This window comes from Pseudomonas sp. NPDC086581, from assembly GCF_044746165.1.
Taxonomy (GTDB): Bacteria; Pseudomonadota; Gammaproteobacteria; order Pseudomonadales; family Pseudomonadaceae; genus Pseudomonas.
Genome location: NZ_JBIVBR010000003.1, coordinates 330,372 through 354,333 on the forward strand (window position 1 = coordinate 330,372; position 23,962 = coordinate 354,333).

At 64.8% G+C, this 23,962-nt stretch carries 21 protein-coding genes; 15 read left to right on the forward strand and 6 right to left on the reverse strand.

Annotation, left to right across the window (positions count from 1 at the left end):
* Positions 1 to 88 precede the first annotated feature (88 nt).
* Both tsf and rpsB read right to left on the reverse strand, forming a co-directional pair.
* The gene (tsf, locus tag ACIPK7_RS09080) at positions 89 to 958 is read right to left on the reverse strand and encodes a translation elongation factor Ts (RefSeq protein ID WP_192431845.1); all 870 of its coding nucleotides are present in this window, start codon (positions 956 to 958) and stop codon (positions 89 to 91) included.
* 125 nt (positions 959 to 1,083) lie between these two features.
* Positions 1,084 to 1,824 (reverse strand): 30S ribosomal protein S2, encoded by a 741-nt coding sequence (rpsB, locus tag ACIPK7_RS09085; RefSeq protein ID WP_045210003.1) that lies wholly within the window; start codon positions 1,822 to 1,824, stop codon positions 1,084 to 1,086.
* A 303-nt stretch (positions 1,825 to 2,127) separates the two neighbouring features.
* Here rpsB and map point away from each other — a divergent pair, with 303 nt between their 5' ends.
* From map to dapC, 3 genes are all read left to right on the forward strand, one after another.
* Positions 2,128 to 2,925 (forward strand): type I methionyl aminopeptidase, encoded by a 798-nt coding sequence (gene map, locus ACIPK7_RS09090; RefSeq protein WP_401087399.1) that lies wholly within the window; start codon positions 2,128 to 2,130, stop codon positions 2,923 to 2,925.
* Between the two features lie 270 nt (positions 2,926 to 3,195).
* Positions 3,196 to 5,895, forward strand: a complete 2,700-nt coding sequence (locus ACIPK7_RS09095) for a [protein-PII] uridylyltransferase (RefSeq protein ID WP_401087251.1) — start codon at positions 3,196 to 3,198, stop codon at positions 5,893 to 5,895.
* Positions 5,896 to 5,923: 28 nt separating this feature from the next.
* Positions 5,924 to 7,120, forward strand: a complete 1,197-nt coding sequence (dapC, locus tag ACIPK7_RS09100; protein WP_192431843.1) for a succinyldiaminopimelate transaminase — start codon at positions 5,924 to 5,926, stop codon at positions 7,118 to 7,120.
* 183 nt (positions 7,121 to 7,303) lie between these two features.
* Here the strand turns inward: dapC and ACIPK7_RS09105 are convergent, their stop codons facing one another.
* A complete protein-coding gene (locus tag ACIPK7_RS09105; RefSeq protein WP_401087253.1) occupies positions 7,304 to 8,968 on the reverse strand; it encodes a Na+/H+ antiporter in 1,665 nt (554 codons plus the stop codon).
* A gap of 171 nt (positions 8,969 to 9,139) precedes the next feature.
* Here ACIPK7_RS09105 and ACIPK7_RS09110 point away from each other — a divergent pair, with 171 nt between their 5' ends.
* The 5 genes from ACIPK7_RS09110 to ACIPK7_RS09130 all read left to right on the forward strand — a co-directional run bounded on the left by ACIPK7_RS09110 (position 9,140) and on the right by ACIPK7_RS09130 (position 12,913).
* A complete protein-coding gene (locus ACIPK7_RS09110; protein WP_081517882.1) occupies positions 9,140 to 9,490 on the forward strand; it encodes an ArsC family reductase in 351 nt (116 codons plus the stop codon).
* A gap of 11 nt (positions 9,491 to 9,501) precedes the next feature.
* A complete protein-coding gene (locus ACIPK7_RS09115) occupies positions 9,502 to 10,128 on the forward strand; it encodes a LysE family translocator (RefSeq protein ID WP_192404103.1) in 627 nt (208 codons plus the stop codon).
* A gap of 43 nt (positions 10,129 to 10,171) precedes the next feature.
* Positions 10,172 to 11,206, forward strand: a complete 1,035-nt coding sequence (dapD, locus tag ACIPK7_RS09120) for a 2,3,4,5-tetrahydropyridine-2,6-dicarboxylate N-succinyltransferase (RefSeq protein WP_081517880.1) — start codon at positions 10,172 to 10,174, stop codon at positions 11,204 to 11,206.
* 94 nt (positions 11,207 to 11,300) lie between these two features.
* Positions 11,301 to 12,506 (forward strand): aminotransferase class V-fold PLP-dependent enzyme, encoded by a 1,206-nt coding sequence (locus ACIPK7_RS09125; RefSeq protein WP_401087256.1) that lies wholly within the window; start codon positions 11,301 to 11,303, stop codon positions 12,504 to 12,506.
* Complete coding sequence (locus tag ACIPK7_RS09130; RefSeq protein WP_401087258.1) at positions 12,503 to 12,913, forward strand: SufE family protein; 411 nt, start codon at positions 12,503 to 12,505, stop codon at positions 12,911 to 12,913. Before ACIPK7_RS09125 ends, ACIPK7_RS09130 begins: the two co-directional genes overlap by 4 nt.
* Positions 12,914 to 12,994: 81 nt before the next feature.
* Here the strand turns inward: ACIPK7_RS09130 and tcdA are convergent, their stop codons facing one another.
* On the reverse strand, positions 12,995 to 13,801 hold the full coding sequence (gene tcdA, locus ACIPK7_RS09135; RefSeq protein WP_192431838.1) for a tRNA cyclic N6-threonylcarbamoyladenosine(37) synthase TcdA: 807 nt from the start codon (positions 13,799 to 13,801) through the stop codon (positions 12,995 to 12,997).
* Positions 13,802 to 14,102: 301 nt separating this feature from the next.
* Here tcdA and ACIPK7_RS09140 point away from each other — a divergent pair, with 301 nt between their 5' ends.
* From ACIPK7_RS09140 to ACIPK7_RS09160, 5 genes are all read left to right on the forward strand, one after another.
* Positions 14,103 to 16,703 carry a glycosyltransferase gene (locus ACIPK7_RS09140; RefSeq protein ID WP_401087260.1) on the forward strand — a complete coding sequence of 867 codons (2,601 nt, stop codon included), beginning with the start codon at positions 14,103 to 14,105 and terminating at the stop codon, positions 16,701 to 16,703.
* A gap of 82 nt (positions 16,704 to 16,785) precedes the next feature.
* Positions 16,786 to 17,943: a succinyl-diaminopimelate desuccinylase gene (gene dapE, locus ACIPK7_RS09145; protein ID WP_401087262.1), complete on the forward strand. Its 1,158-nt coding sequence runs from the start codon at positions 16,786 to 16,788 to the stop codon at positions 17,941 to 17,943.
* A complete protein-coding gene (locus tag ACIPK7_RS09150; RefSeq protein ID WP_192431835.1) occupies positions 17,940 to 18,125 on the forward strand; it encodes a hypothetical protein in 186 nt (61 codons plus the stop codon). Before dapE ends, ACIPK7_RS09150 begins: the two co-directional genes overlap by 4 nt.
* Positions 18,125 to 18,934 carry a putative RNA methyltransferase gene (locus tag ACIPK7_RS09155; protein WP_401087264.1) on the forward strand — a complete coding sequence of 270 codons (810 nt, stop codon included), beginning with the start codon at positions 18,125 to 18,127 and terminating at the stop codon, positions 18,932 to 18,934. Before ACIPK7_RS09150 ends, ACIPK7_RS09155 begins: the two co-directional genes overlap by 1 nt.
* 10 nt (positions 18,935 to 18,944) lie before the next feature.
* Positions 18,945 to 19,316, forward strand: a complete 372-nt coding sequence (locus ACIPK7_RS09160; RefSeq protein WP_081517872.1) for a hypothetical protein — start codon at positions 18,945 to 18,947, stop codon at positions 19,314 to 19,316.
* Positions 19,317 to 19,381: 65 nt separating this feature from the next.
* Here ACIPK7_RS09160 and ACIPK7_RS09165 read toward each other — a convergent pair whose 3' ends face one another.
* Together ACIPK7_RS09165 and ACIPK7_RS09170 are read right to left on the reverse strand one after the other, a co-directional pair.
* Positions 19,382 to 19,591: a cold-shock protein gene (locus ACIPK7_RS09165; RefSeq protein WP_045209986.1), complete on the reverse strand. Its 210-nt coding sequence runs from the start codon at positions 19,589 to 19,591 to the stop codon at positions 19,382 to 19,384.
* Between the two features lie 555 nt (positions 19,592 to 20,146).
* The gene (locus tag ACIPK7_RS09170) at positions 20,147 to 20,617 is read right to left on the reverse strand and encodes a hypothetical protein (RefSeq protein WP_401087266.1); all 471 of its coding nucleotides are present in this window, start codon (positions 20,615 to 20,617) and stop codon (positions 20,147 to 20,149) included.
* Positions 20,618 to 20,786: 169 nt separating this feature from the next.
* Here ACIPK7_RS09170 and plsB point away from each other — a divergent pair, with 169 nt between their 5' ends.
* Together plsB and ACIPK7_RS09180 are read left to right on the forward strand one after the other, a co-directional pair.
* Positions 20,787 to 23,297 carry a glycerol-3-phosphate 1-O-acyltransferase PlsB gene (plsB, locus tag ACIPK7_RS09175; RefSeq protein WP_401087268.1) on the forward strand — a complete coding sequence of 837 codons (2,511 nt, stop codon included), beginning with the start codon at positions 20,787 to 20,789 and terminating at the stop codon, positions 23,295 to 23,297.
* Between the two features lie 91 nt (positions 23,298 to 23,388).
* Positions 23,389 to 23,835 (forward strand): low molecular weight protein-tyrosine-phosphatase, encoded by a 447-nt coding sequence (locus ACIPK7_RS09180; RefSeq protein WP_401087269.1) that lies wholly within the window; start codon positions 23,389 to 23,391, stop codon positions 23,833 to 23,835.
* Positions 23,836 to 23,962: the final 127 nt, after the last annotated feature.

Here is a 23,962-nt window from a genome sequence, read left to right on the forward strand (position 1 = left end):
CCGCCCCTTTTGGTTTCCCCAGTTTGGCAAAGAGGCCGCGCGCGTTAGCGGGCAGCCTCTTGCGGGGCGACAGTCGTGAGACTGTCTATTACTGCTTGGAAGCGGCTACTTGAGCAGCAACCTCAGCAGCAAAGTCAGCTTCGACTTTCTCGATGCCTTCGCCTACTTCGAAGCGAACGAAGGAAACGATTTCAGCGCCGGCTTTCTTGGCCAGGTCACCGACCTTGACTTCCGGATCCTTGACGAACGCTTGCTCGACCAGGCTGGCTTCGGCCAGGAACTTCGAGATACGGCCTTTGACCATATTCTCGACGATGTTTTCCGGCTTGCCAGCGATTTTGTCGGCGTTCAGAGCGAGGAAGATTTCCTTCTCTTTGGCGACGGCTTCTTCGGAAACCTGCGACGGATCGAGGAACTGCGGGTTGCTGGCAGCAACGTGCATGGCGATGTCGCGAGCCAGCTCAGCGTTGCCGCCCTTCAGGGTGACCAGAACGCCGATGCGGTGGCCGTGCAGGTAGGCGCCAACCACTTCGCCTTCGGTGCGAGCCAGGCGACGGATGTTGACGTTCTCGCCGCACTTGGCAACCAGGGCTTCACGGGCCGGCTCTTGTTCCGCGATCAGCGGAGCAGCATCGGTCAGCTTCTGGGTAACAGCCTTGTCCAGGCTGGCAGCGACGAAGTTCTTGAAGTCGTCCTGCAGAGCCAGGAAGTCGGTCTGCGAGTTGACTTCGATGATGGTGGCCGATTTGCCGTCGTCAGCCACTTTGGCGGCGATGGCGCCTTCGGCGGCGATGTTGCCAGCCTTCTTGGCAGCCTTGATGGCGCCCGACGCGCGCATGTCGTCGATGGCCTTCTCGATATCGCCTTCGGCGGCTACCAGTGCCTTCTTGCACTCCATCATGCCCTGGCCGGTACGCTCACGCAGTTCCTTGACCAATGCTGCAGTAATTTCTGCCATTTCGAAATCCTCTTGAGTTGTTCTCAAAACCAGATCGCCCGGATACCCGGGCGGAATTCTCAGGGTGGCAAAAAGGGGGCCTAGCCCCCTTCCTGCTCACCGTAGGACGTCTGGACGTCCTGGAATCAGCCTTCGGCGGATTCGGCCGGTGCTTCTTCGACGAACTCGTCAGCAGTCACGCCGCCGGCATTCTTGCCGCGCAGGACGGCTTCAGCCATCGAGCCCAGGTACAGCTGCACGGCGCGGATGGCGTCGTCGTTACCCGGGATAACATAGTCAACGCCTTCCGGGCTGCTGTTGGTATCGACGATGCCGATAACCGGGATGCCCAGCTTGTTGGCTTCGGTAATAGCAATGCGCTCGTGGTCAACGTCGATCACGAACAGAGCGTCCGGCAGGCCGCCCATGTCCTTGATGCCACCCAGGCTGCGATCCAGTTTTTCCAGATCGCGGGAGCGCATCAGAGCTTCTTTCTTGGTCAGTTTGGCGAAGGTGCCGTCCTGGGACTGCACTTCCAGCTCGCGCAGACGCTTGATCGACTGACGGATGGTCTTGTAGTTGGTGAGCATGCCGCCCAGCCAACGGTGGTCGACGTACGGCATGCCGCAACGGGCAGCTTCTTCGCGAACGATCTTGCCGGCAGAACGCTTGGTGCCGACGAACAGGATCTTGTTCTTGCCCTGGGCCAGGCGCTCAACGAAGGTCAGGGCCTCGTTGAACATCGGCAGGGTTTTTTCGAGGTTGATGATGTGGATCTTGTTACGCGCGCCGAAAATGAACTTGCCCATTTTCGGGTTCCAGTAACGGGTCTGGTGGCCGAAGTGCACACCGGCCTTCAGCATATCGCGCATATTGACTTGGGACATGATAGTTCCTCGATAAGTCGGGTTAGGCCTCCATGCATCCCAACGGCCAACCCTCCGACTGTGTCGAAAGGCACCCAGGCCATCGTGTCGATGCATGTGTGGGTTAATGCTCCGAAATGGCCGTAGCCTTCAGAGCGGGGCGCTTTATACCACAACCTCGGCCAGAACAAAACCCGAGAGGACGCCTGGCACTTTCACCGCCGCCTCGCCTGGGCAGCACCCTCGGCCACCTACGCTTAATAGAAAGGCGCCGAATCTGATAGACTTGCGTATTCCTCTCATTTACCCGCGCGTACGCAGCGCCTGAAGAGAAGTCGCATGACCGTCACCATCAAGACGCCCGAAGACATCGAGAAAATGCGCGTCGCCGGCCGTCTGGCCGCCGAAGTGCTGGAAATGATCGGCGAACACGTCAAGCCCGGCGTCACCACCGACGAACTGGACCGTATCTGCCACGACTACATCGTCAACGTGCAGAAGGCCATTCCCGCGCCGCTGAACTACAAGGGCTTCCCCAAATCCATCTGCACCTCGATCAACCACGTGGTGTGCCACGGCATCCCCAACGAGAAGCCGCTCAAGGAAGGTGACATCGTCAATATCGACGTCACCGTGATCAAGGACGGCTACCACGGCGACACCAGCAAGATGTTCTCCGTCGGCAAGACCCCGGAATGGGCTGACCGCCTGTGCCAGGTCACCCAGGAATGCATGTACAAGGGCATCGACGTAGTCAAGCCCGGCGCGCGCCTGGGCGACATCGGCGAAGTGATCCAGAAGTACGCCGAGAAGAACGGCTTCTCCGTGGTGCGCGAGTACTGCGGCCACGGCATCGGCCAGGTATTCCACGAGGAGCCGCAGGTGCTGCACTACGGCCGCGCCGGCACCGGCCTGGAACTCAAGGAAGGCATGATCTTCACCATCGAGCCGATGATCAACCAGGGCCGACCGGAAACCCGCCTGCTGGGCGACGGCTGGACCGCCATCACCAAGGACCGCAAGCTGTCCGCGCAGTGGGAGCACACCGTGCTGGTCACCGCCGACGGCTACGAGATCCTGACCCTGCGTAACGACGAAAGCTTCCCGCGCACCTCAGCCTGAATGATTGTTCAAAATCTTGCGAGCTAGAGCAGAACAAGGCAAAAACAGGCGAGGACGCGGAGTTTACGTGCTGTAAATGAGCAGTCCTCGCCTGTTTTTAACGCAGCTATGCCGACGCGCAGCAGATTTTGTGCGGTTTGCAATCTCGCCGACGGCTGGGTAGAACATACATCCCGGCCCGGCACAGCCATCGGGCCTGGCGCCATGCGCACAGGCCCGGTTGCCCTCTTGCCCCTGCCCTCCCCTAAGCCATTGATCAGGAAGGCCGCCATGCCGCAGGTGGATCCCGAGTTGTTCGACCGTGGGCAGTTCCAGGCGGAACTGGCCCTCAAATCCAGCCCCATCGCCGCCTTCAAGAAGGCCATTCGTCAGGCCAACGAGGTGCTCGACGCCCGCTTCAATGGCGGCCGCGACATCCGCCGACTGATCGAGGACCGCGCCTGGTTCGTCGACCAGATCCTGCAGCAGGCTTGGAATCGCTTCGACTGGGGCGACGACGCCGACATCGCGCTGGTCGCCGTGGGCGGCTACGGGCGCGGCGAACTGCACCCGCATTCGGACATCGACCTGCTGATCCTGCTCGACAGCGAGGACCAGGAAAGCTTCCGCGAGCCCATCGAGGGCTTCCTCACCCTGCTCTGGGACATCGGCCTGGAAGTCGGCCAGAGCGTGCGCTCGGTGGCCGAGTGCGCCGAGGAAGCGCGCGCAGACCTCACCGTAGCCACCAACCTGATGGAGTGCCGGACCATCTCCGGCCCGGACAGCCTGCGCCTGCGCATGCTCGAAGCCACCAGCACGAAGCAGATGTGGCCCAGCGGACAGTTCTACCTCGCCAAGCGCAAGGAACAGATTCACCGCCACACCAAATACAATGACACCGAATACAACCTCGAACCCAACGTAAAGGGGTCGCCCGGCGGCCTGCGCGACATCCAGACCCTGCTCTGGGTCGCCCGCCGCCACTTCGGCAGCCTCAACCTGCATGCCCTGGTCCGCGAAGGCTTCCTGGTGGAGAGCGAATGCGCGGTGCTGGCCTCCAGCCAAGAATTCCTCTGGAAAGTCCGCTATGCCCTGCACATGCTCGCCGGCCGCGCCGAAGACCGCCTGCTGTTCGACCACCAGCGGCGCATCGCCGGGCTGCTCGGCTATGAAGGCAACGACGCCAAGCTGGCGGTCGAGCGCTTCATGCAGAAGTACTACCGGGTGGTGATGGCCGTTTCCGAGCTGAACGACCTGATCACCCAGCACTTCGAGGAAGTGATCCTGCGGGCCGGCGAGAACGGCCAGATCCAGTCGCTCAACAGCCGCTTCCAGTTGCGCGACGGCTATCTGGAGGTCACCCACGCCAACGTCTTCAAGCGCACCCCGTTCGCCCTGCTGGAAATCTTCGTGCTGCTGGCCCAGCACCCGGAGATCAAGGGCGTGCGCGCCGACACCATTCGCCTGCTGCGCGACAGCCGTCACCTGATCGACGACGACTTCCGCCACGACATCCGCAACACCAGCCTGTTCATCGAGCTGTTCAAGTGTCAGGAAGGCATCCACCGCAACCTGCGGCGAATGAACCGCTACGGCATCCTCGGCCGCTACCTGCCGGAATTCGGCTTGATCGTCGGGCAGATGCAGCACGATCTGTTCCACATCTATACAGTCGACGCGCACACCCTCAACCTGATCAAGCACCTGCGCAAGCTGCGCCGCCCGGACATGGCCGAGAAGTACCAGCTGGCCAGCAAGATCATGGAGCGCCTGCCCAAGCCGGAGCTGATCTACATCGCCGGCCTCTACCACGACATCGCCAAGGGCCGCGGCGGCGACCACTCGGAACTGGGCGCGGTGGACGCCGAGCACTTCTGCCAGCGCCACCAGTTGCCGCCGTGGGACACCAACCTGGTGTCCTGGCTGGTGCAGAACCACCTGATCATGTCCACCACGGCCCAGCGCAAGGACCTGTCCGATCCACAGGTGATCTACGACTTCGCCCAGTTGATGGGCAACCAGACCTACCTGGACTACCTCTACGTGCTCACCGTGGCCGACATCAACGCCACCAACCCGACGCTGTGGAACTCCTGGCGCGCCAGCCTGCTGCGCCAGCTCTACACCGAGACCAAGCGCGCGCTGCGCCGCGGCCTGGAGAACCCGGTGGACCGCGAGGAGCAGATCCGCCAGACGCAGAGCGCGGCCATCGACATCCTGGTGCGCGGCGGCATCGACCAGGACGACGCCGAGCAGCTCTGGAGCCAGCTGGGCGACGATTACTTCCTGCGCCACAGCGCGGCGGACGTCGCCTGGCACACCGAAGCCATCCTCCAGCATCCGGACGACGGCACCCCGCTGGTGCTGATCAAGGAAACCGCGCAGCGCGAGTTCGAGGGCGGCACGCAGATTTTCATTTATGCCGGCGACCAGCACGACTTCTTCGCCGTGACCGTGGCGGCGATGGACCAGCTCAACCTGAACATTCAGGATGCGCGGATCATCACTTCCACCAGCCTGTTCACCCTCGACACCTACATTGTGCTCGATGCCGATGGCGGCTCGATCGGCAACAATCCCAGCCGGGTCGAGGAAATTCGCGAGGGTCTGGTCAATGCCCTGAAGGACCCGGACGAGTACCCGACCATCATCCAGCGCCGCGTCCCGCGCCAGCTGAAGCACTTCGCCTTCAATCCGCAGGTGACCATTTCCACCGACGCGGCCCGTCAGGTCAGCGTGCTGGAGGTGACCGCACCGGACCGCCCCGGCCTGCTGGCGCGCATCGGCGGGCTGTTCCTGGACTTCGACCTGTCGGTGCAGAACGCCAAGATCGCCACCCTGGGCGAGCGCGTGGAGGACGTGTTCTTCGTCACCGACGCGCACAACCAGCCGCTGTCGGACCCGGAGCTGTGCAAGCGCATCCAGACCGCCCTGGTGGACATCCTCTCCGACGGCGGCCAGCCGAGCATGCCGGTGCGCATCAGTATCTAGTCAGCATTCAGAAAGAAAGAGCCTTGCCATGAACCCTGCCCTTGACTCGCTCCAGCCCTACCCCTTCGAGAAGCTCCGCGCACTGCTGGCCGGCGCCCAGCCGCCGGCGGAACTCAAGCCCATCGCGCTGTCCATCGGCGAACCCAAGCACCGCTCGCCCGACTTCGTGGCCAAGGCCCTGGCCGACAACCTCGACCAGTTGGCTGTCTACCCGACCACGCTGGGCATCCCCGCCCTGCGCGAAGCCATCGCCGCCTGGTGCGAGCGCCGCTTCAAGGTGCCAGCCGGCTGGCTGGACGCCGCGCGCCACGTGCTGCCGGTGAACGGCACCCGTGAGGCGCTGTTCGCCTTCACCCAGACCGTAGTGGACCGCAATGCCAAGGGCCTGGTAATCAGTCCGAACCCGTTCTACCAGATCTACGAGGGCGCAGCCCTGCTGGCCGGCGCCGAGCCGCACTACCTGCCGTGCCTGGAAGATAACGGCTTCAACCCGGACTTCGACGCCGTTCCGGCGGACGTCTGGGCGCGCTGCGAGATTCTTTTCCTCTGCTCGCCGGGCAACCCCACGGGCGCGCTGGTCCCGCTGGAAACCCTGAAGAAACTGATCGCCCTGGCCGACGAGCACGACTTCGTGATCGCCGCCGACGAGTGCTACAGCGAGTTGTACTTCGACGAACAGAACCCGCCGGCCGGCCTGCTGACCGCCTGCGCCGAACTGGGCCGCTCGGACTTTGCGCGCTGCGTGGTGTTCCACAGTCTGTCCAAGCGCTCCAACCTGCCGGGCCTGCGTTCAGGCTTCGTCGCCGGTGACGCCGAGGTGCTGAAGAAATTCCTCCTCTACCGCACCTACCACGGCTGCGCCATGCCGGTTCAGACCCAGCTGGCCAGCGTCGCGGCCTGGAAGGACGAGGACCATGTACGCGCCAACCGCGACCTGTACCGCGAGAAGTTCGATGCCGTGCTGGACATCCTCGGCGGCGTGCTCGACGTGCAGCGCCCGGACGGGAGCTTCTACCTGTGGGCGAAAACCCCGGTGGCCGATACCGAGTTCTGCCGTGGCCTGTTCGACCAGCAGCACGTCACCGTGGTGCCAGGCTCCTACCTGTCTCGCGAAGTGAACGGCGAGAACCCCGGCGCCAACCGCGTGCGCATGGCGCTGGTGGCTCCGCTGGCCGAATGCGTGGAAGCGGCCGAGCGCATCAAGCAGTACGTGCAGAGCCTCTAACCCTCTGCACTGGTAGGCCGGATAACGCGGCAGCGTTATCCGCGGTCCAGGTTCTCCGCCCTGCAACCTGAACAATCCTTGTAGGAGCGAGGGGGACGCCATCGTTATTGCTCGCGAACCGCCCAGCTCCGAATCCGTCGGGTAACTGGTTTCGCGAGCAAGCTCGCCCCTATGAAGAGCTCGTCACACCCAGCGCCCTGCCTTGCTGGTCACCCAGGCCTCCTGGTTATCCAGTTCGCCCAGCACCTCGCGCATGGTCTCGTCGTCGATCTCGTGTTCGCGGCGCATCCGATACAGCTCCAGCCGCTGCGCGCGCAGCGCTTTGATGCGTAGCGCCTGGTCGGCCAGCTCCAGGGCACGAGCACGCTCACGGGCTTCCTTGCTGTCCGGCGCCGGGTCCAGCTCGTGGCGGTACTCGGCCATCAGCTTGGCCTTCATCTCTGCCAGCCGCGCCGTCTCATCGGCATCGCCGCCTCCTTCGCTGGCGGCCATTTCCTCCCCTTCCAGCATGTGAATGGCCGCCGCTGCCGTCTTGCGCCAGACCGCCTGGACCTCCAGCTCGCGCTGGTCGTTGCTGCGTACCGGCAGGCCGCGCAGGAGAATGGGCAGGCCGATGGTCGCCGAAAGCAGGGACACCAGGATCACCCCGGCGGCGATGAAGATGATCAGGTCGCGCTGCGGGAAGGCCGTGCCATCAAGCAGCAACAGGGGCACCGAGAGCACGCCCGCCAAGGTCACCGCCCCACGCACGCCGCCCAGCGCCGAGATGGCCGACAGCCGCAGCACCGGCTCGCCCGGTTTGCCGCCCAGCTCGATGCCCCACCACTGCTCGAAGCGCACGGAGACCTTCCAGTAGCACCAGACCCAACCGAAGCGCAGCAGCAACAGCACCGCGTACACCGCCAGCACGTAGAACAGCAGCAGCGAAGAGCGCCACATCACATCGTCGGCGTGATGAGCGACGGATTTGAGGATGTCCGGCAGCTGCAACCCCAGCAGCAGGAACACCACGCCGTTGAAGGTGAACTCCAACATCGACCAGACGCTGCGGTTGAGCAGGCGGGTGTTGGTCTGCCGGGGTAGCAGGTCGACCCAGCTCTGCATCATGCCCGCCGCCACCGCCGCGAGAATGCCGGAGACGCCCAGCTCCTCGGCGATCATGTAGCAGGCGAAGGGCAACAGCAGCATCAGCACCACGTGGGTAGCCGGATCATCCCAGCCGCGGCGGATCATCCAGGCGCGGATGCGCCCTAGCAGCCAGCTGAGAAAAACACCACTGGCGAGGCCGCCGACTGCCACCAGCAGGAAGCTCAGGCTGGCATCCATCAGCGAGAAGGTGCCGGTCAGGGCGGCGGCGATGGCGAACTTGAACGCCACCAGGCCGGAAGCGTCGTTCATCAGCGCCTCGCCCTGCAGCACATGCATCAGGCGCCTGGGCAGGCGATTCTGGGCGATGGCCGAGACTGCCAGCGCATCGGTGGGCGACAGCACCGCCGCCAGCGCGAATGCCGCGGCCCAGGGAACCTCGGGGATCAGCAGGTGGATGAACACGCCGCCGCCGACCACGGTGAACAGCACCAGGGCGAAGGCCAGGGTGAGGATCGGCCAGCGCATCTTCCAGAACTCGCCCTTGGGCATGCGCCAGCCATCGGCAAACAGCAGCGGCGGGATGAACAGGAACATGAACAGTTCCGGGTCCAGGCCGACGTGCAGCCCAAGGCTTGGCCAGGCCAACATCGCGCCGGCGGCGATCTGGATCAGCGGCAGCGGCAGCGGGATCAACTGCGCCGCGAGCCGGGTTCCCCCCACGACCAGCAGCAGGATGAGTACGGTGTAAACGGTTTGCATCGACGAACTCCCAGCACAGCTCTCCATTGAAGCACCCGATGAGCGGCGGATCAGCCCCGCAATGGGCAAAAAACTGTTGCAAACGACCGACCTCCCGGCGGCGTCCCGCAAGCGCTGCGGAAATGGCATAATCCCGCGCCTGAAAAAAGCATCGAAAAGGAGTAGCGCCCCGTGAGTGAGCGGACGCTGTATGGAATTAAGGCTTGCGACACCATGAAGAAAGCCCGCGTGTGGCTGGAAGAGCATGGCGTCGACTACGCCTTCCACGACTACAAGAGTAGCGGCATCGACCGCGAACACCTGCGCCAGTGGTGCACCGAACATGGCTGGGAAACCGTCCTGAACCGCGCCGGCACCACCTTCCGCAAGCTCGACGACGCGCAGAAGGCCGACCTCGACCAGGACAAGGCCATCGAACTGATGGTCGCCCAGCCGTCGATGATCAAGCGTCCGGTGCTCGACCTGGGTGACCGTACCCTGGTCGGCTTCAAGCCCGACGCCTACGCCGCCGCACTGGCCTGAGCAACGCCACGATGAGCATCGCCTGGGCCCTGTTCCTCCCCGCCTGCTTCGCCCTGAATATGGCGCCGGGACCGAACAACCTGCTGTCGCTGAACAATGCCGCACGCTTCGGCCTGCTGCGCGCCACCGTTGCGGGCGGCGGCCGGCTGGTCGCCTTCGCCGGAATGCTGGCCCTAGCCGCTTCCGGCCTGGCGCTGGTGCTGCAGGCTTCGGCCTGGCTGTTCCTGGCGATCAAGCTGGTGGGCGCCGGTTACCTGTTGTGGCTCGCTGTACAGCTGTGGCGCGCCCCGACGGCGAACCTGTCGGTGGACGGCACCCCGGCTCCCGCCACCAGCCTGTGGCGCCTGGCTCGCCAGGAGTTCTGGGTGGCCGCCGGTAATCCCAAGGCAATCCTCATCTTCACCGCTTTCCTGCCGCAGTTCGTCGATCCGCGTCAGGCCGTGGGCGCCCAATTCGCCCAACTCGGCGCAGCCTTCCTGCTTCTGGAATGGCTGGCCATCGCCCTTTACGGGCTCGCCGGGGTCCGCCTCGGCAAGCTGCTCGCCGGCGCACGCGCCCGGCGCCTGTTCAACCGTGGTTGTGCCGCGCTGCTGGGCAGCGCCGGGCTGGGCCTGCTGCTCAGCCGCCGTCCGGCCTGACCGACTTCATTCGCCAAGAACCTCTTTGCAAGGAAATACCCAAATGTCGAAATCCCTGTTCAGCATCGCTTTCGGTGTCGGCACCCAGAACCGCCAGGGCAACTGGCTGGAAGTCTTCTACGCGCAGCCGCTGCTGAACCCCAGCGCCGAACTGGTCGCTGCCATCGCCCCACTGCTGGCCTACGAAGGCGGCAACCAGGCGATCGCCTTCACCGCTCACCAGGCCTACCAGCTGGCCGACGCCGTCGAGACCGTCGACGCCGCCCAGGCCGCCCTGCTCAACCGCCTGGCCGAGAGCCAGAAGCCGCTGGTCGCCACCCTGCTGGCCGAAGACGCCGCCCCCAGCTCCACCCCGGAGGCGTACCTGAAGCTGCACCTGCTGTCGCACCGTCTGGTCAAGCCCCACGGCCTGAACCTGACCGGCATCTTCCCGCTGCTGCCCAACGTCGCCTGGACCAACCAGGGCGCCGTCGACCTGGCCGAACTGGCCGAGCTGCAACTGGAAGCGCGCCTGAAGGGCAAGCTGCTGGAAGTCTTCTCCGTCGACAAATTCCCGAAGATGACCGACTACGTGGTCCCGGCCGGCGTGCGTATCGCCGACACCGCCCGCGTGCGCCTGGGCGCCTACGTCGGTGAAGGCACCACCGTGATGCACGAAGGCTTCGTCAATTTCAACGGCGGCACCGAAGGCCCGGGCATGATCGAAGGCCGCGTCTCCGCTGGCGTGTTCGTCGGCAAGGGTTCGGACCTGGGCGGCGGCTGCTCCACCATGGGCACCCTGTCCGGCGGCGGCAACATCGTCATCAGCGTCGGCGAGGGCTGCCTGATCGGCGCCAACGCCGGCATCGGCATTCCGCTGGGCGACCGCAACATCGTCGAGGCGGGCCTGTACGTCACCGCCGGCACCAAGATCGCCGTGCTGGACGACCAGAACAACCTCGTGAAAGTGGTCAAGGGCCGCGACCTGGCCGGCCAGGCTGACCTGCTGTTCCGTCGCAACTCCCAGACCGGCGCAGTCGAGTGCAAGACCAACAAGACTGCCATCGAGCTGAACGAGGCGCTGCACGCGCACAACTAAGCTGGGCGCCCCGCTCGCGCGGGGTACGCACTAAGCTTTGAGAAGCGGGGGCTGCGGCCCCCGTTTTCCATTCTCCACAACCGGCCGCACGCCCATGTCCATTCCCTCGCCCTGGCGCACCGACTTCCCGGCCCTCGCCGCCTTCGAGGCCGAAGGCCAGACCTACCTCGACAGCGCCGCCACCGCGCAGAAACCGCGCGCCATGATCGACGCCCTCGCCGGCTACTACGTCAGCGGCGCTGCCAATGTGCACCGCGCCCAGCACTTGCCCGGCGAGCGCGCCACCCGAGCCTTCGAGGCGACCCGCACGCTGGCCGCCAACTGGCTCAATGGCGGCAGCCCGGCGCAGATCATCTTCACCCGCGGCGCCACCGAAGCGCTGAACCTGCTGGCGTACGGGCTGGAAGGCCGGTTCCAGGCGGGCGACGAGATCGTCGTCAGCGCGCTGGAACACCACGCCAACCTGCTGCCCTGGCAGCAACTGGCGCAGCGCCGTGGCCTGAAGCTGGTGGTCCTGCCGCTGGACACCGACGGCCGCATTGATCTGAACCGCGCCGCCAGCCTGATCTGCCCGCGCACCCGCCTGCTCGCTGTCAGCCAGTTGTCCAACGTGCTCGGCACCTGGCAGCCGCTGCCGGAACTGCTGCAGATGGCCCGCCAGTACGGTGCATTAAGCGTGGTCGATGGCGCCCAGGGCGTGGTCCACGGCCGGCACAACCTGTCGGCGCTGGGCTGCGACTTCTACGTCTGCTCCAGCCACAAGCTCTACGGCCCGGAAGGCCTCGGCCTGCTCTGGGGTCGCCCGGAAGCGCTGGAGCGCCTGGCGCACTGGCAGTTCGGCGGCGAAATGGTGCGTGTGGCGGACTACTTCGACTCGCAGTTCCACAGCGCACCCATGGGCTTCGAGGCCGGCACCCCGCCTATCGGCCCGGTGATCGCCCTGGGCGCCACGCTGGAATGGCTGGCCGCGCAGGACAGCGCCGAAGTCAGCGCCCACGAGGACTTCCTCCATGCCCGCCTGCTGGCCGGCCTGCGCGCCCGTGACGGGGTGCGCGTGCTGGGCGCCCCGGAAGTGGCGCTGGCCAGCTTCGTGGTCGAGGGTGTGCACGTCTCCGACCTCGGCCACCTGCTCACCGAGCAGGGCATCGCCGTGCGCGCCGGGCACCACTGCGCCATGCCGTTGATGAAGACCCTGGATGTCGCGGGCGCCCTACGCGTCTCCCTCGGCCTGTATAACGACGGTACGGATATCGAGCGTTTCTTCGGCGCGCTGGACAGCGCCCTGGAACTGCTGCGATGAGCCTCCCCGTCGCTGCCGCCGAGGCGCTGGAGGCCTTCACCGCCCTGCTGGGCTGGGAACAACGCGCCCGCCTGCTGATGCAGTGGGGCGAACGCCTGGAGCCGCTGAGCGAAGCCGAACTGGGCAACGAGCAGCGCGTGCAGGGCTGCGAAAGCAACGTCTGGCTGGTGGCGGATCGTCGTGACGAGCGCTGGCACTTCCGCGCCTACAGCGATGCGCGCCTGCTGCGCGGGCTGCTGGCCTTGCTGCTGGTGCGGGTGGAGGGCTTGCCGGTGGACGAGCTGTCCACCATTGATCTGCCGGGCTGGTTCGAACAACTGGGGCTGGGCCGGCAACTGTCGCCGTCGCGCAGCAACGGCCTGAATGCCGTGCTGAAACGGATGCAGGAACTGATCGGAGATTTGTAGGAGCGAGCTTGCTCGCGAATCGCTTGATTCCGTAGCTGCCGGGAAACCCGTTCGCGAGCAAGCTCGCTCCTACAGATAGCTCTATTCCGCAACGCGCTCCGAAGGCCGCCGCGCACCAGCGACGATCTTGTCCACGGCCCGCGCGGCCGCGACCATGCCGAAGGTCGCGGTGACCATCATCACCGCGCCGAAGCCGCCGGCGCAGTCCAGCTTCACCCCCTCGCCAACGAAACTCTTGGACTGGCACACAGTGCCGTCCGGCTTGGGATAGCGCAGCTGCTCGGTGGAGAACACGCACTGGACGCTGTAATGCCGACCGGGCGTGCGCGAGAAGTTGTAGTCACGGCGCAGCGTCGAGCGGACCTTGGCAGCCAGCGGGTCGTTGAAGGTCTTGTTCAGGTCGGCGACCTGGATCTGCGTCGGGTCCACCTGGCCGCCCGCGCCACCGGTGGTGATGATCTGCAGCTTGCGGCGCTTGCACCAGGCGATCAGCGCGGCCTTGGCGGCGACGCTGTCGATGCAGTCGATCACGCAGTCCAGTTCGGGGGTGATGTAGTCCGCCATGGTCTCGCGGGTAACGAAATCGGCTACAGCGTGTACGACGATGCCTGGGTTGATGGCCTTCAGGCGCTCGGCCATCACCTCGACCTTGGGCTTGCCCACGGCGCCCTGGATGGCATGCACCTGGCGGTTGGTGTTGGTGACGCAGACGTCGTCCAGGTCGAACAGCGAAATCTCGCCCACGCCGCTGCGCGCCAGGGCTTCGGCCGCCCAGGAGCCAACGCCGCCGATCCCGACCACCGCGACATGGCTGGTCGCCAGCCGCTCCAGGCCCTCACGGCCGTAAAGCCGCGCGATTCCGCCGAAACGCTGTTCATCCAGTTGCATCGCCCACACCTCATCTCGAAACGGCCGGCATTCTATAACGACCGGCCTACTGTAACGACCGGGCTCCCATAACAATCAGCCTGGGCCTGCCTGCAACAAAGCCCAATTGCCGCAGTCTCAGTCACGCGCCTGCCACACATTCTAAACTGTCGGAAAATGCCCACGAACGCCCATGCGGCGGAAGGTGCCGGCAACCTGTACAGCCCCCGGAGTGCGGGGTAGGATGCGCCCCGACCGAGCTATCCCGTACAGAGATTGTCCCGGCCCCTCCCCGTTCCACCCTTTGGAACCCGATCGCACCATGCCTGCACGCAAGTTCGGCCTCAACCTGGTGGTGTTCGTTGCCCTCGCGGCACTCTTCACCGGCTTCTGGGCCCTCTATAACCGTCCCGTCAGCGTTCCCGACTGGCCGGAAAGCATTTCCGGATTCTCCTTCTCGCCCTTCCGCCTGAACCAGAATCCGCAGAAGAACCAGTTCCCCAGCGACGACGAGATCCGCTCGGACCTGGAACTGGTCTCCAAGAGCACCGACAACATCCGCACCTACTCGGTGAAGGGTTCGCTGGCGGATATCCCGCGCCTGGCCGAAGAGCTGGGCATGCGCGTCAGCCTCGGTATCTGGATCGGCCCGGACGAAGCGGAGAACGAAGCCGAGATCGAGCGCGGCATCGAGATCGCCAACAACTCGCGCAGCGTGGTGCGGGTGATAGTCGGCAACGAAGCGCTGTTCCGCCGCGAGGTCACGGTCGAGCAACTGACGGCCTACCTGGACCGCGTGCGCAAGGCGGTGAAAGTGCCGGTGACCACCGCCGAGCAGTGGCACATCTACGAGAAGTACCCGGAGATGGCCAAGCACGTCGACCTGATCGCCGCCCACGTGCTGCCCTACTGGGAATACACGGCGATGAACGATGCCATCCCGTTCGTCCTCGAACGCGCCAAGGAGCTGCGCGCCAAGTTCCCGCGCAAGCCGCTGCTGCTGGCCGAAGTCGGCTGGCCGAGCAACGGCCGCATGCGCGGCGGCGCCGACGCCACCCAGGCGGACCAGGCCATCTATCTGCGCACGCTGACCAACGCACTGAACAAGCGCGGCTACAACTACTTCGTCGTCGAGGCCTTCGACCAGCCGTGGAAAGTCGGCGACGAGGGCTCGGTGGGCGCCTACTGGGGCGTCTACAACGCCCAGCGCCAACCGAAGTTCAACTTCGACGGGCCGGTGGTGAACATTCCGCAGTGGCGCGCCCTGGCGGTCGCCTCGGTGGTGATGGCGCTGCTCGCCTTGACCCTGCTGATGATCGACGGCAGCGCCCTGCGCCAGCGCGGGCGGACCTTCCTCACCGTGGTCGCCTTCGCCGGCGGCTCGGTGCTGGTGTGGATCGCCTACGACTACAGCCAGCAGTACAGCACCTGGTTCAGCATGACCGTCGGCGGCCTGCTGGGCATTGGAGCACTGGGCGTGTTCATCGTCCTGCTCACCGAAGCCCACGAACTGGCCGAGACCGTCTGGGTACGCAAGCGCCGCCGGCCGTTCGATCCGGTGCTCGCCGATACCGGCTACCGGCCCAAGGTCTCGGTGCACGTACCCTGCTACAACGAACCGCCGGAGATGATGAAGAAGACCCTGGATGCGCTGTCCAGGCTCGACTATCCGGACTTCGAAGTCCTGATCATCGACAACAACACCAAGGACCCGGCCGTCTGGGAACCGGTGCGCGACTACTGCGAAGTGCTCGGCCCGCGCTTCCGCTTCTTCCACGTCGCGCCGCTGGCCGGCTTCAAGGGTGGCGCGCTGAACTACATCCTGCCGCACACCGCACCGGACGTCGAAGTCGTCGCAGTGATCGACGCCGACTACTGCGTCGAGCCGAACTGGCTCAAGCAGATGGTGCCGCACTTCAGCGATCCGAAGATCGCCGTGGTGCAGTCTCCGCAGGACTACCACGACGGCGAGGAAAACCTCTTCAAGAAGCTCTGCTACGCCGAGTACAAGGGCTTCTTCCACATTGGCATGGTTACCCGCAACGACCGCGACGCGATCATCCAGCACGGCACCATGACCATGATCCGCCGCACCGTGATGGACGAGCTGAAATGGGCCGACTGGACCATCTGTGAGGACGCCGAACTGGGTCTGCGAGTGTTCGAGAAAGGCTACTCGGCCGCCTACTCGCACCAGAGCTTCGGCAAGGGCGTGATGCCTGACACCTTCATCGACTACAAGAAGCAGCGCTTCCGCTGGGCCTACGGCGCCATCCAGATCATGAAGGGCCACGCCCGCGCGCTGTTCCAGGGCAAGGACAGCAAGCTCACCCTCGGCCAGCGCTACCACTTCATCGCCGGCTGGCTGCCGTGGATCGCCGATGGCATGAACATTTACTTCACCGTCGGCGCGCTGCTCTGGTCCTCGGCGATGATCATCGTGCCCAAGCGGGTCGACCCGCCGCTGCTGATCTTCGCCATCCCGCCACTGGCGCTGTTCTTCTTCAAGTTCGGCAAGATCATGTTCCTCTACCGCCGCGCGGTGGGCGTGAACCTGCTGCGCTCGTTCCAGGCAGCCGTGGCCGGCCTTGCGCTGTCCCATACCATCGCCAAGGCGGTGCTCTACGGGACGTTCACCAAGACCATCCCGTTCTTCCGCACGCCGAAGATGGCCTCCAACCACGGCCTGCTGGTCGCACTGGCCGAAGCCCGTGAGGAGGTATTCATCATGCTGCTGCTGTGGGGCGCAGCGCTGGGCATCGTGCTGGTGCAGGGCGTGCCGAGCCGCGACATGATGTTCTGGGTCGCCATGCTGCTGGTGCAGTCGCTGCCCTACCTCGCCGCTCTGGTGATGGCGATGCTGTCCGCGGCGCCCAAGGCCCAGGAAGCGCCGGTAGCCAGCCCGGCGACACCAGCGGCCTGACCGCCCATCCGTAACCAAGAACGCCGGCCATGCGCCGGCGTTTTTGCTTTAAGATGGGCGCCTTTTTCCGTTCCACCCCAGGATGCCCTCAATGTCCCTCTCGCCGACACTGGCCCTCGCCTGCGAGCTGATTCGCCGTCCCTCCGTCACACCGGTCGATGCCGACTGCCAGCAGATGATGATGCAGCGCCTGGACGCCTGCGGTTTTGCCCTGGAGCCCATGCGCATCGAGGATGTGGATAACTTCTGGGCCCTGCGCCAGGGGCGCGACGGCGCCAACGGCCCGGTGCTGTGCTTCGCCGGCCACACCGACGTAGTCCCCACCGGCCCCGAGCAGGCCTGGCAGCACCAGCCGTTCGACGCTCTGATCGACGCCGACGGCATGCTCTGCGGCCGTGGCGCGGCTGACATGAAAGGCAGCCTGGCGTCGATGATCATCGCCACCGAGCGCTTCGTCGCCGACCACCCGGACCATCGCGGTAGCATCGCCTACCTGATCACCAGCGACGAGGAAGGCCCGGCCCATCACGGCACCAAAGCCGTGGTCGAACGCCTGAAGGCGCGCAACGAGCGCCTGGACTGGTGCATCGTCGGCGAACCGTCGAGCACCACCCTAGTCGGCGACATCGTCAAGAACGGTCGTCGCGGCTCCCTCGGCGCCACCCTCAGCGTGCGCGGCAAGCAAGGCCACGTGGCCTACCCGCACCTGGCGAAGAACCCGATCCACCTCGCCGCCCCGGCCCTGGCCGAACTGGCCGCCGAGCACTGGGACAACGGCAACGACTATTTCCCGCCGACCAGCTTCCAGATCTCCAATATCAATGGCGGCACCGGCGCGACCAACGTCATCCCCGGCGAGCTGAAGGTGATCTTCAACTTCCGCTTCTCCACCGAATCCACCGTCGAAGGCCTGCAGCAACGCGTCGCGGCGATCCTCGACAAGCACGGCCTGGACTGGCACATCGACTGGGCACTGTCCGGCCTGCCGTTCCTCACCCAACCGGGTGAGCTGCTCGATGGCGTGGCGGCGGCGATCCGCGCGGTCACCGGCCGCGAGACCACACCGTCGACCTCCGGCGGCACCTCCGACGGCCGCTTCATCGCCACCATGGGTACCCAGGTGGTCGAACTCGGCCCGGTGAACGCCACCATTCACCAGGTGGACGAACGCGTGCTGGCCAGCGACCTCGATGTGCTGACCGAAATCTATTACCAGACCCTGGTGCGACTGCTGGCATGAGTGGACCGAACAAAGGCTTCTGCCTGGGCGCCGTACAGCCCGATACCCCGCCGCCCGCGCCAGCCGCAGAGCGTCGCTATTCCCTGCGCGTTTATCAGATTGCCCAACGTCGTCGCTCCCTGCCCACCGTGCTGCGCAATGACCTGCCGCAGCCGCTGGTGCCTGCGCCGGTGACGAAGTGATGCTGATCTGTCCGCTGTGCCGCGAGGCGCTGACTGAAGTCGACAACGGCGTCGCCTGCTCCGCCGGCCACCGCTTCGACCGCGCCCGCCAGGGTTACCTGAACCTGCTGCCAGTGCAGCACAAGAAGAGCCTCGACCCGGGCGACAACGCCGCCATGGTCGAGGCGCGACGGCACTTCCTCGGCGCCGGCCACTATGCTCCGCTGGCCAAGCGCCTGGCCGAACTGGCCGTCGAGCGCGCTCCAGGGCGCTGGCTGGATATAGGCTGTGGCGAGGGCTATTACACCGCACAACTCGGTGAGGCCCTGCCCGACGCCGACGGCTATGCGCTGGATATCTCCCGCGAGGCCGTCAAACGCGCCTGCAAGCGCGCTCCGCAGCTGACCTGGATGGTCGCCAGCATGGCCCGTGTGCCGCTCGCCGATGCTTCCTGCCAGTTGCTGGCCAGCGTGTTCAGCCCGATCGACTGGAAGGAAGCGGCTCGCCTGCTCACTCCCGGCGGCGGCGTGCTGCGCCTGGGCCCGGCGCGCGACCACCTGCTGGAACTGCGCCAGCGCCTGTACGACGAAGTTCGCGAGTACGTCGAGGACAAGCACCTCGCCGACCTGCCCGAAGAGCTGAAACTGGCGCACACCGAACAACTGAGCTTCAAGCTGCCGCTGCACACCCGCGAAGCCCGCGAGCACCTGCTGGCGATGACGCCCCACGGCTGGCGGGTCAACCCCGAGCGGCGCGAGCGTATCCTTGCCGAGCCCTTCGAGGTGACGATCGCGGTACGCTACGATTGGCTGGAACGCCAAGAACCCTGACGAGGATGCCATGCGCCAACCGGATATCGAGATCTACATCAAGGATGCCGACCAGGCCGCCGTCGGCGCCTGGCTGGAGAAGGCCCTTGGCCCCTGCTCCGAATGGCGCGCCCAGGGTGAGACCTTCAAGTGCACCGCCGGCAGCATTCCCGCCACCTGGCTGCCCAAGGCCGTGGGCAAGTGGAACAGCCTGTTCCTGGACAGCGACAAGACCCCGTGGGACGACGATGTCGCCTGCGCCCGCGATGCCTGCGCCGCTCTGGAAGTGGAGGTGCGCTGCGCACCGGGTAGCTGGAGCGAGGATCAGGGCGAGGAAGACGCCGACCGCTGGCTGAAAGTGACCGCCGCGGGCGTCGAAGAGATTACCTGGCGCACGGGCTGAAACCGTGCCGGCAGAGAGTGAAAATCAAAGGCCCGTCCATTGGACGGGCCTTTGATTTCGGGGGCTCAGACCTTCGACACGTCTTCTGCCTGGAGGCCTTTCTGACCCTGGATCACCGAGAACTCCACTTTCTGGCCTTCGACCAGGGAGCGGTGACCGTCGCCACGAATGGCACGGTAGTGAACGAAAACGTCCGGACCGCTATCGCGTTGAATGAATCCATAACCTTTGGCGTCATTGAACCACTTGACGGTTCCGACCTCACGATCAGCCATTACCACACTCTCCAACTTGCCTATTATTTTTGGATGGCCCCCGGGAATGAGGACTTCGGCAGTCGCCGGCTGAACGCTTTCCTTATCATCCAACCCGCGCCGAAAGGCACGTAGGAAGGTAATTCGAATAACGCCCAAGGGCGACAGCGCTCCCGAGTATATAAATCAAAAGTTACAGCTGAAAAGCACTTTTTCATCAACTCCCCGCCCCTATGACCAATCAGGCCAAAGTGCCATTTTTCGGGGCCTGCAGAGCCATTTTGGTGCTCGTTACCCTGCGTAACGAAAGTGTTTCGAACGTGGACCCTTTCGCACTTTCGCGTATTTACGGCGGGTAGTTTCGTTCCCGTTCATCCGTTTTCAGCGGTATTGGGAAATGTCTTTCGGAGGCAGTCGGAATGCGCCCTGCAGTTTCTGCCGCGGCAATATGCCCAATCATCTGTCTGCTGAATTGGCAGTCCGCCAATCCATTGAGTTCAATGAACAGCGGACATGAAACAGCCCTGACCGCACCTCAAGCGTGGTCAGTCGTGCACCATCAAGGGACTCGCACGCTCAGGGGCTGACCTGATAACCCCGTCCCTGAAGGCAACCGCTGTAAGCACTAGCACTGGCCGAGCTCTGCGCCTCGCCCTGCGCGCGACGGTCCTGCCGACGATCCTGGCGCTGGCGCGAAGCGCCCACCGCAGCTCCCGCCGCCGTCACCTCGCCCGCGCGGTTCTGCCGGTACTGCTGCTTGGCGTCGTCACTCGCCCGGTCATACAACTCCTCATGTTGCTGCCCGCGAACTTCGGCGGCGACCGCACCCGCTGCCGCGCCCTTGGCTGCGCCGCGAACCCGCCCGCCGACTTTCGGGTCCGAGTTGCTGGTCGCGCTGCTGGCCGCATTGGCGGCAACGCTGTTGCACTCGCTCATGTCCTGCTGCATCTGCTGGCTGCTCTGGCCCTTGAGCGGGACGACAGTCTGGGCCGCGGCGGGCAGCACGACCGACAAGGCGAGCAGGCATCCCCAGGTGAACGTACGCATCGCGGAACCTCCATAGAATGTCATCCCCTAAATGGCAGGATAGCCTCAGTCCACGGGGTGTCTGCCCACGCCGACCAAGCGCTCGCGACTTTGCTGGCGAGGGCCTAATCCGGCAAACTAGCCGGCCTGAGCAATCGCTCGTTTTACCTACGCCAGCCATAGGGCCTGTATGCCTCGTTACCCGTTCCGCCGCTTCGGTTTTGGTGCCCTGCGCCGCCTGCTGTACCTCTGGGTGCGCTCGGAAACCATCAACCAGTCGGCCTTCAGCCTGAAGATCGACCGCAGCAAACCGGTCCTCTACGTCCTGCAGCAGCCCTCGGTGACCGACCTTGCCGTGGTCGATACCGAGTGCCGCAAGGCCGGCCTGCCGCGTCCGGTGATGCCGGTGGCAGTGGGTGAATCCATCGAGCCGGCGGCCTTCTTCTACCTGACACCCGAGCCTGACTGGCTCGGCCGCCAGGACAAGCGCGGCGCGCCGCCAGCGTTGGTACGCATGCTCGGCGCCATTGGCCAGAACGGCATCGACGATGCGCAGATCGTTCCGGTCAGCGTGTTCTGGGGCCAATCCCCGGACAGCGAGAAGAGCGCCTGGAAGTTGCTGTTCGCTGACAACTGGGCCGTCACCGGACGCCTGCGTAAACTGGCGCGTATTTTGATCCTCGGCCGCAAGACCCGCGTGCAGTTCTCCGCGCCCATCCACCTGCGCGAACTGGTGGAACAGGGCAAGGGCCATGAGCGCACCCTGCGCATGGTCCAGCGCATCCTGCGCGTGCACTTCCGCAACCAGAAAACCGCCGTGATCGGCCCGGACCTCTCCCACCGCCGCACCCTGGTCAAGGGCCTGCTGCGCGCACCGCTGGTGCGCCAGGCAATCCAGGAAGAGTGCGAGACCCAGAAGATCTCCCAGGACAAGGCCGAGGCCGCTGCCCTGCGCTACGCCAACGAGATCGCCGCCGATGTTTCCTACCCGGTGATCCGCTTCCTTGAAGTGACCCTGACCTGGTTCTGGAACAAGCTCTACGAGGGAGTGAAGGTCAACCACATCGAGCGCGTGCAGGAAGTCGCCCAGGGCCACGAGATCGTCTACGTGCCCTGCCACCGCAGCCACATCGACTACCTGCTGCTGTCCTACCTGCTGTTCCGCAACGGCCTGACCCCGCCGCACATCGCCGCCGGCATCAACCTCAACATGCCGGTGGTGGGCTCAATCCTGCGCCGTGGTGGCGCCTTCTTCATGCGCCGCAGCTTCAAGGGCAACCAGCTCTACACCGCGGTGTTCAACGAATACCTGCACACCCTGTTCAGCCGTGGTTTCTCGACCGAGTACTTCGTCGAAGGCGGCCGCTCCCGCACCGGGCGCATGCTGCACCCGCGCACCGGGATGCTGGCGATCACCCTGCGCAGCTTCCTGCGCGACTCGCGCCGGCCCATCGTCTTCGTCCCCGTGTACATCGGCTACGAGCGCGTGCTCGAAGGCCGCACCTACCTGGGCGAGCTGCGCGGCGCAGCGAAGAAAAAGGAATCGATCTTCGACATCTTCAAGGTTATCGGCGCGCTGAAGCAGCGCTTCGGCCAAGTCTGGGTAAACTTCGGCGAGCCTATCCACCTAGACGCCTTCCTCGACCAACAGCAGCCCGACTGGCGTCAGCAGGAGCTGGGCCCGGAATACCGCCCGGCCTGGCTCTCGGAAACCACCAACCACCTGGCTCGCGACGTTGCCCGCCACCTCAACGACGCAGCGGCGATCAACCCGGTGAACCTCGTCGCCCTGGCGCTGCTCTCCACCACCCGCCTGGCGCTGGACGAGACCGCCCTGGCGCGGGTGATCGACCTCTACCTCGAGCTGCTGCGCAAGGTGCCCTACTCGCCCAGCGCCACGCTGCCCGACGGCGACGGCCACCAGCTGATCGAGTACGTGAAGAGCATGAACCTGCTCAGCGAGCAGAAGGACGCCCTCGGCCGCATCTGCTACCTCGACGAGCAGAACGCGGTGCTGATGACCTACTACCGCAACAACGTGCTGCACATCTTCGCCCTGCCGGCGCTGATCGCCAGCTTCTTCCAGAACAGCGGACGGATCAGCCGCGAGCAGCTGCTGCGCTACACCCGCGCGCTGTACCCGTACCTGCAGGCCGAACTGTTCATCCGCTGGAGCCTGGACGAGCTGGATACAGTGGTCGATCAGTGGCTGCAGGCCATGGTCGCCAGCGAACTGCTCAAGCAGGAGAATGACACCTTCATCCGCCCGCCGCCCAGCTCGCGCCAGTATGTGCTGCTGACCCTGCTGGCCCGCGCCATCGCGCAGACCCTGCAGCGCTTTTATATGTCCATATCCCTGGTGCTCAATGCCGGACAAAAGCAGCTCACCGCCGAGGAACTGGAAAATCTCTGCACCGTAATGGCCCAGCGCCTATCGGTCCTCCACGGCCTCAACGCCCCGGAATTCTTCGACAAGAGCCTGTTCCGCCACTTCATCCAGACCCTGCTGGACGAAGGCGTGCTGCGCAAGGACGAGAACGGCAAGTTGAGCTACCACGAGTTGCTCGGCGAACTGGCCGAAGGCGCCGCCAAGCGCGTGCTACCAGCGGAGATTCGACTGTCCATCCGCCAGGTAGCCCTGGAACGGCCGCCTCAGGAAGAAAGCGCCTCCGTCGAGCCCCCGACGACCAGCCAGGGCTGATCCGCCCTCCCTGCCGGTGGCTTGACGCCCCTGCACCGCGACCGATAGATTTCTGACGATCAACCATCGGTCGCGGTCAGGGACGCTCCCCGTGTTCAACAGGATTCTGATCGTCTGCGTCGGCAACATCTGCCGCAGCCCCATCGCCGAACACCTGCTGCGCGAATCCCTGCAGGACAGCGACATCGCCGTAGCCTCCGCCGGGCTCAGCGCCCTGGTCGGCCACTCAATCGACAACACCGCCCTCGCCATCCTCCGCCGTCACGGCCACCATCCCCAACCGCATCGCGCCCGCCAACTCACCGCCGAAATGGTCCACGAGGCCAACCTCGTCCTGGTGATGGAGCAATCGCAGATCCAGAGCGTGATCCGCTTGGCCCCCGAGGCTCGTGGCAAGACCTTCCTGCTGGGTAAATGGCAGACCGACCAGGAAATTCCGGACCCTTATCGCAAAGGCCCGGAAGCCTTCGAGCGCGCTTACGCGCTGATCGAATCCGCAGTCACCCCCTGGGGCGACCGCCTGCGAATTCGCCGATAATTTGGCGGAATATTTTTCTTCCGACAAAAGCGTCAGAAAACCTTACAAAGCCATGCTGAAAAAGGCTACGCTCTAGCCCAGCAAGACCATATTCAGCTGTTTGGTCTCCCAGTTACGACAAGTAATT

What these genes read in the sequence shown, in the direction of transcription:
- ACIPK7_RS09125 (WP_401087256.1), top strand. Translation starts at nt 11,301, where the DNA reads ATGTCCATTCCCTCGCCCTGGCGCACCGACTTCCCGGCCCTCGCCGCC.
- tcdA (WP_192431838.1), bottom strand. Translation starts at nt 13,801, where the DNA reads ATGCAACTGGATGAACAGCGTTTCGGCGGAATCGCGCGGCTTTACGGC.
- dapC (WP_192431843.1), top strand. Translation starts at nt 5,924, where the DNA reads ATGAACCCTGCCCTTGACTCGCTCCAGCCCTACCCCTTCGAGAAGCTC.
- rpsB (WP_045210003.1), bottom strand. Translation starts at nt 1,824, where the DNA reads ATGTCCCAAGTCAATATGCGCGATATGCTGAAGGCCGGTGTGCACTTC.
- dapD (WP_081517880.1), top strand. Translation starts at nt 10,172, where the DNA reads ATGTCGAAATCCCTGTTCAGCATCGCTTTCGGTGTCGGCACCCAGAAC.
- ACIPK7_RS09170 (WP_401087266.1), bottom strand. Translation starts at nt 20,617, where the DNA reads ATGCGTACGTTCACCTGGGGATGCCTGCTCGCCTTGTCGGTCGTGCTG.
- dapE (WP_401087262.1), top strand. Translation starts at nt 16,786, where the DNA reads ATGCCCTCAATGTCCCTCTCGCCGACACTGGCCCTCGCCTGCGAGCTG.
- ACIPK7_RS09160 (WP_081517872.1), top strand. Translation starts at nt 18,945, where the DNA reads ATGCGCCAACCGGATATCGAGATCTACATCAAGGATGCCGACCAGGCC.
- plsB (WP_401087268.1), top strand. Translation starts at nt 20,787, where the DNA reads ATGCCTCGTTACCCGTTCCGCCGCTTCGGTTTTGGTGCCCTGCGCCGC.
- ACIPK7_RS09155 (WP_401087264.1), top strand. Translation starts at nt 18,125, where the DNA reads ATGCTGATCTGTCCGCTGTGCCGCGAGGCGCTGACTGAAGTCGACAAC.
- tsf (WP_192431845.1), bottom strand. Translation starts at nt 958, where the DNA reads ATGGCAGAAATTACTGCAGCATTGGTCAAGGAACTGCGTGAGCGTACC.
- ACIPK7_RS09140 (WP_401087260.1), top strand. Translation starts at nt 14,103, where the DNA reads ATGCCTGCACGCAAGTTCGGCCTCAACCTGGTGGTGTTCGTTGCCCTC.
- ACIPK7_RS09115 (WP_192404103.1), top strand. Translation starts at nt 9,502, where the DNA reads ATGAGCATCGCCTGGGCCCTGTTCCTCCCCGCCTGCTTCGCCCTGAAT.
- ACIPK7_RS09105 (WP_401087253.1), bottom strand. Translation starts at nt 8,968, where the DNA reads ATGCAAACCGTTTACACCGTACTCATCCTGCTGCTGGTCGTGGGGGGA.
- ACIPK7_RS09150 (WP_192431835.1), top strand. Translation starts at nt 17,940, where the DNA reads ATGAGTGGACCGAACAAAGGCTTCTGCCTGGGCGCCGTACAGCCCGAT.
- ACIPK7_RS09165 (WP_045209986.1), bottom strand. Translation starts at nt 19,591, where the DNA reads ATGGCTGATCGTGAGGTCGGAACCGTCAAGTGGTTCAATGACGCCAAA.
- ACIPK7_RS09130 (WP_401087258.1), top strand. Translation starts at nt 12,503, where the DNA reads ATGAGCCTCCCCGTCGCTGCCGCCGAGGCGCTGGAGGCCTTCACCGCC.
- ACIPK7_RS09095 (WP_401087251.1), top strand. Translation starts at nt 3,196, where the DNA reads ATGCCGCAGGTGGATCCCGAGTTGTTCGACCGTGGGCAGTTCCAGGCG.